Origin of the sequence: Herbaspirillum sp. UBA812 (assembly GCF_002296545.1) — a bacterium.
GTDB lineage: Bacteria > Pseudomonadota > Gammaproteobacteria > Burkholderiales > Burkholderiaceae_D > Herbaspirillum > Herbaspirillum huttiense.
Map to the genome: position 1 here is coordinate 1012 of NZ_DBIC01000139.1, position 5450 is coordinate 6461.

4 protein-coding genes are annotated in these 5450 nt (G+C 63.3%); 1 reads left to right on the forward strand and 3 read right to left on the reverse strand.

All coding sequences use genetic code 11. The features are described 5' to 3' along the window. Nucleotides 1-226: 226 nt before the first annotated feature. Nucleotides 227-2578: a Tex family protein gene (locus tag B3873_RS08720; protein WP_286865328.1), complete on the reverse strand. Its 2352-nt coding sequence runs from the start codon at nucleotides 2576-2578 to the stop codon at nucleotides 227-229. Nucleotides 2579-2820: 242 nt separating this feature from the next. Here B3873_RS08720 and pth point away from each other — a divergent pair, with 242 nt between their 5' ends. Further along, nucleotides 2821-3399, forward strand: a complete 579-nt coding sequence (gene pth, locus B3873_RS08725) for an aminoacyl-tRNA hydrolase (protein WP_034331266.1) — start codon at nucleotides 2821-2823, stop codon at nucleotides 3397-3399. A gap of 74 nt (nucleotides 3400-3473) precedes the next feature. On the opposite strand, the gene B3873_RS08730 is transcribed toward pth, so the two are convergent. Together B3873_RS08730 and B3873_RS08735 are read right to left on the reverse strand one after the other, a co-directional pair. Next, a complete protein-coding gene (locus B3873_RS08730) occupies nucleotides 3474-4241 on the reverse strand; it encodes a DsbC family protein (protein WP_276838741.1) in 768 nt (255 codons plus the stop codon). Between the two features lie 182 nt (nucleotides 4242-4423). After that, nucleotides 4424-5450 (reverse strand): FAD-dependent monooxygenase (locus tag B3873_RS08735; protein ID WP_286865333.1); only part of this gene is annotated, 1027 nt, incomplete at its 5' end.

The window sequence follows — 5450 nt, forward strand, 5'->3', positions numbered from 1 at the left end:
GTGCGGTGAGTGCGGTGAGTGCGGGGAGTGCGGGGAGTGCGGGGAGTGCGGGGAGTGCGGGGAGTGCGGTAAAAAAAATGGCTGCTCCCGTAAGGAGCAGCCATCATTGAAACATTGCAGTACGCTTCGGTACGCCTAATCAGACTTGATTAGGCTTGATCAGGCTTGAGTACGAATGGACATCCGCCAACGCGAATGTCCAACCCGCACGCACGAAGCCAGTTCATTAGCCACGCAACTTCGCAAAGGCCGCGGCCATCGCATTATTGGACGGTGCCTGCTCACGGCCGCGCTGGTTCTGGTGTTGCGACAAACGGCGCGAATCGTTGCGATCGCCGCGCTGTTCATTGCGCGCACCCGGGGCGGGAGCGGTATCGTTCAGGCGCATGGTCAGGGCGATGCGCTTGCGCTTCTCATCCACTTCCAGCACCTTCACCTTGACCACCTGGCCAGCCTTGACCACGGTGTGCGGATCCTTCACGTAGCTGTTGGAGAGCGCCGAAATGTGGACCAGGCCATCCTGATGCACGCCGATGTCGACGAAGGCACCGAAGGCCGCGACGTTGGTGACCACGCCTTCGAGGATCATGTCCACGCGCAGGTCCTTGATCTCTTCCACGCCTTCCTTGAAGGTCGCCGTGGTGAACTCGGGACGCGGGTCACGGCCCGGCTTGTCGAGCTCTTTCAGGATGTCGGTGACGGTAGGAACGCCAAACTTCTCATCGGCATACTTGGCCGGCGACAGGCCCTTCAGCAGCGAGGTCTGGCCCAGCACGCTCTTCACATCCTTCTTGATGTCGGCCAGGATCTTTTCCACCAGCGGATAGGATTCCGGGTGCACCGCCGAAGCATCCAGCGGGTTCTCGCCATTCATCACGCGCAGGAAGCCGGCGGCTTGCTCGAAGGTCTTGTCACCCAGGCGCGGCACCTCGCGCAGCGCTGCACGGGAATTGAACATACCCTTCATATCCCGGTAGGACACGATGCTCTGCGCCACGCTGGCGTTGAGCCCGGAGACGCGCGCCAGCAGCGGTGCGGAAGCGGTGTTCACATCGACCCCCACCGCGTTGACGCAGTCCTCGACCACGGCATCCAGCGAGCGCGCCAGTTGCGACTGGCTCACATCGTGCTGGTACTGGCCCACGCCGATGGACTTGGGATCGATCTTGACCAGCTCGGCCAGCGGATCCTGCAGGCGCCGCGCAATCGAGACCGCGCCGCGCAGCGACACGTCCAGGTCAGGCAATTCCTTGGAGGCGAATTCGGAAGCCGAATACACCGACGCGCCCGCTTCGGACACCACGATCTTGGTGAGCTTGAGTTCCGGACGCAGTTTGATCAGGTCCTGCGCCAGCTTGTCGGTCTCACGCGAGGCGGTGCCGTTGCCGATCGAGATCAGCGAGACATTGTGCTTCTCGGCCAGTTGCGAGAGGGTATGCAGCGAACCATTCCAGTCATTGCGCGGCTGGTGCGGATAGATGGTATCGGTGGCCACGACCTTGCCGGTGGCGTCCACGATGGCGACCTTCACGCCGGTACGCAGGCCCGGATCCAGGCCCATGGTGGAACGCGGGCCGGCCGGTGCGGCCAGCAGCAGGTCCTTCAGGTTGCGGGCGAAGACGTTGATGGCTTCGGCCTCGGCCTTCTCGCGCAGGTTGGTCATCAGCTCGGTTTCGAGGTGCATGAAGACTTTTACGCGCCAGGCCCAGCGCACCGTATCGGAGAGCCACTTGTCGGCCGGACGGCCCTTGTTGGACACACCGAAACGTGAAGCAATGCGACCTTCGCAGGGATTGTGCGGGGCATCCCACTTCGGCTTCTCTTCTTCGGTATCCAGGCGCAGGATGACGTTCAACATCTCTTCGCGGCGGCCCCGGAACAGTGCTAGCGCGCGGTGCGAGGGGATGGTGGAATAGGTTTCGGAGTAATCGAAATAGTCGGCGAATTTTTCACCGGCATCCTGCTTGCCCTCGATCACCTTGGATTCGACCACGCCGTGCTCGGTGATGTATTCGCGCAGGCTCTGCAGCAGCTCGGCATCTTCCGAGAAACGCTCCATGAGGATCTGGCGCGCGCCATCCAGGGCGGCCTTGGTATCGGGCACGCCGGGGTTGTCGCCGTTGTCGGTGGTGAAGGCGGGCTTGAGGAACTTGGCCGCTTCTTCTTCCGGGTTCAGGGTCGGGTCATTCAGGAGCGCATCGGCCAGCTCGGTCAGGCCGGCTTCGGCGGCGATCTGGGCCTTGGTGCGGCGCTTGGGCTTGTAGGGCAGGTAGAGGTCTTCCAGGCGGGTCTTGTCTTCCGCATGGGTGATGGCGTCCAGCAGCACGGGCGTCATCTTGCCCTGCTCTTCGATGGAGGCGATGATCGCGGCGCGGCGGCTTTCCAGCTCGCGCAGGTAACGCAGGCGTTCTTCCAGCAGACGCAGTTGGACATCGTCCAGGCCGCCGGTGACTTCCTTGCGGTAGCGGGCGATGAAGGGAACGGTGGCACCTTCGTCCAGCAAGGCGATGGCGGCAGCGACCTGAACCGGCTTGGCGGCGAGTTCGAGGGCGAGTCGTTGTTCGATAGAAGGCAGCATGGTGAAACCCAGTCAACAGTTGAGCAATTAAGCGGTTAAGCGTTTATGCAGTGAAGAAAAACAAGCGTTGGATGATACGCAATTCAGGCTGCCAAGCCAATCTTGACATTGTGCGATTGCACGCCAAAGTGCCTTGGCGCGGGCCTCGCCGGTGCCTGCGCGGCTGCACGCGGATTGGACGCGCAGCCGCAAAGCCGGGATAATCGGCGCTTTCGCATTGCGCGTTCTCGTCCTTTAGCTCCATGTCCATCCGTCTCATCGTCGGCCTCGGCAACCCCGGCCCGGAATACGAACAAACCCGCCACAACGCCGGCTTCTGGCTGGTCGACAATCTCGCCGGTCCGGTCCGCCTGGCACGCGAGCAGCGTTTCAACGCGCTGGCGGGCAAGACCAGCATCGCCGGCAATGAAGTCTGGCTGCTGGAACCGCAGACCTACATGAATCGTTCCGGCCAGTCGGTCGGTGCACTGGCGCGCTTCTACAAGATCAATCCGGATGAAGTGCTGGTGGTGCATGACGAACTGGACCTGCCGCCGGGCGCGGCCAAGATCAAGAAAGGCGGTTCCTCGGGCGGACACAACGGCTTGAAGGACATCACTGCGGCCCTGGGCACGCAAGACTACTGGCGCCTGCGCCTGGGCATCGGCCATCCGCGCACGCTGGGGCTGCAACAGCCGGTGGCCGACTTCGTGCTGCACCGGCCGCGCAAGGAAGAACAGGCGCTGATCAACGAGGCGCTGGACAAGAGCCTGAACGTCATCCCCCTGCTGGTGCAGGGCAAGTTCGAACAGGCCATGATGGAATTGCATACCGGGAAGTAATCCCCTGCCGGGGAAAAACCAAGGCAGATGAACGAAGGGCGCTCGACATGCGAGCGCCCTTTTTATTTGTCCGCTTACTTCAGCGAAGACAGTTTCTGTTCCAGCCCCTTGGCATCGACCGCGCCAGGAATGCGCGAGCCATCGGCAAAGAAGATGGTCGGCGTGCCGGTGACCTTGAGCTTCTTGCCCAGCGCCAGCACATCTTCATGCGGGGCGTTGCAGGAGGCGGCAGCGGCCGGTGCCTCCTTGCCGCTCACCATCCACTCGTTCCAGGCCTTGCTCGGATTGGGTGCGCACCAGATGTTGCGCGACTTCACGATGGAATCCGGCGAGAGAATGTTGTACTGGAAGGTGTAGTAGGTGATGTTGTCCACTTCCTGCAGGGTCTTGTGCAGGCGCTTGCAGTAGATGCAGTTGGGATCCTCGAAGATGGCGATCACGCGCTTGCCATTGCCCTTGACGGTCTTGATGGCCTTGTCCAGCGGCAGGGCCGAGAACGGCGTCTGGTTCAGCGAATCGATCTTTTCCTTGGTGTAGTCGCGATAGCTCTGCGAATCGACCACGCGGCCGATGAAGAGATACTGGGCCTTGGCATCGGTGTAGATGACGTCGCCATCGATCTGGATTTCATAGAGGCCGGCATAGGGCGTCTTGGTGACGGCATCGACCTTGGCATCCTTGCCCAGGCGCGGCTCGATGAGCTTCTTGATGGTGGCCTCGGTGCTGTCGGCGGCCTCGGCTTGCGCATGGGCGCTCACGCCCGCGACGGTGGAAGCCAGCAGCACTGCCGCCATGCTCAGATGGCGCAAGGAGCTCGCACCTGCGGTCAAAAATTTTTTCATACTCGTCCTGATTCAAATCAAACGCGCGCCCAATCTTCGAAACGTCGGCCGCAAAGCCGCGCCGGGACCGGGTTCGCACATGTCTTTCAACAATGTAGGGGGAAGGTGTTGCGCTGGCGAAGACAGGCATCGATACCGCCGCGCTTCGCCAGAGGCCCTACCTTACCTGAAATCACCGTCCCTTACTGCCCCAGCGCATGGGCAATGAGGCGGCGTTTCAGGATGGGCAGATGGTTGACCAGGCTCATGCCGAGGTTGCGCACCAGGCGCACCGGCTCGGCCTCGGTGGAGAAGAGGCGATGCAGGCCGTCTGTTGCGATCTGCATGAGCAGCACTTCTTCCTTGCGGGCGCGGGCATAGCGGCGCAGCACGCGCTCGTCGCCGCAGTCGTACTGCGGTTCACGCTTGAGCAGGATGTCGATCAACGCGGCCACATCGCCGAAGCCCAGGTTCATGCCGTGGCCGGCCATGGGGTGCACGACGTGGGCGGCGTCGCCGATCAAGGCCACGCGCGGGGCGATCATCGCGTGCGGCTTGATCAGGCGCAGCGGGAAGGCCTTGGACACTTCGGGCTGCAGCGGCGTAAGCGCACCCAGCACTGGTGCGGCCCACTGGGCCAGGCGCTCGGCCAGGGCCGACAATGGCAGCTGCAGCAATTGATCGGCCAGCGCCTGGGGCGCGGACCAGACCAGCGAGACGCGGTTGCCCGGCAGCGGCAGCAGGGCAATCACGCCTTCGGTCGGGCTGAACCACTGGTAGGCCACGCCGCGATGGGGCAGCTCGCAGGAGAAATTGGTGACAATGGCGTTCTGGCCGTAGGCGCGGTAATCGAGGCCGATATCGCACTGGCCGCGCACCCAGGAGTTGGCGCCGTCGGCACCGACCACCAGCGCGGCTGACAGCGACTGGCCGGATTCCAGCGTCAGGGTGGCGGTCTCGCCGGCCACTGCCAGCGCGGAGGCGCGGCCGTGCAGCACGCGCACGTTGGGGGCGAAGCGCAGGGCGGCGTCGAGCGCCTGGTCGAGGTTGCGGTCCTCGACGATCCAGGCCAGGGCATCGGTGCGGGCGGCGTAGGCATCGAAGGAAAGCAGGCCGGGGCGGGCTTTCTCGGGCAGGCCATCGCCATGCACGGTCATGTTGTCCACCGGCGCGATGCGGGCGGCATCCATGGCGTCCCAGACGCGCACCGACGACAGCAGGCGGTGCGCG

Bases quoted from the DNA above. Each gene is read 5' to 3' on its own strand.
- pth (WP_034331266.1), top strand. From the start codon at position 2,821: ATGTCCATCCGTCTCATCGTCGGCCTCGGCAACCCCGGCCCGGAATAC.
- B3873_RS08730 (WP_276838741.1), bottom strand. From the start codon at position 4,241: ATGAAAAAATTTTTGACCGCAGGTGCGAGCTCCTTGCGCCATCTGAGC.
- B3873_RS08720 (WP_286865328.1), bottom strand. From the start codon at position 2,578: ATGCTGCCTTCTATCGAACAACGACTCGCCCTCGAACTCGCCGCCAAG.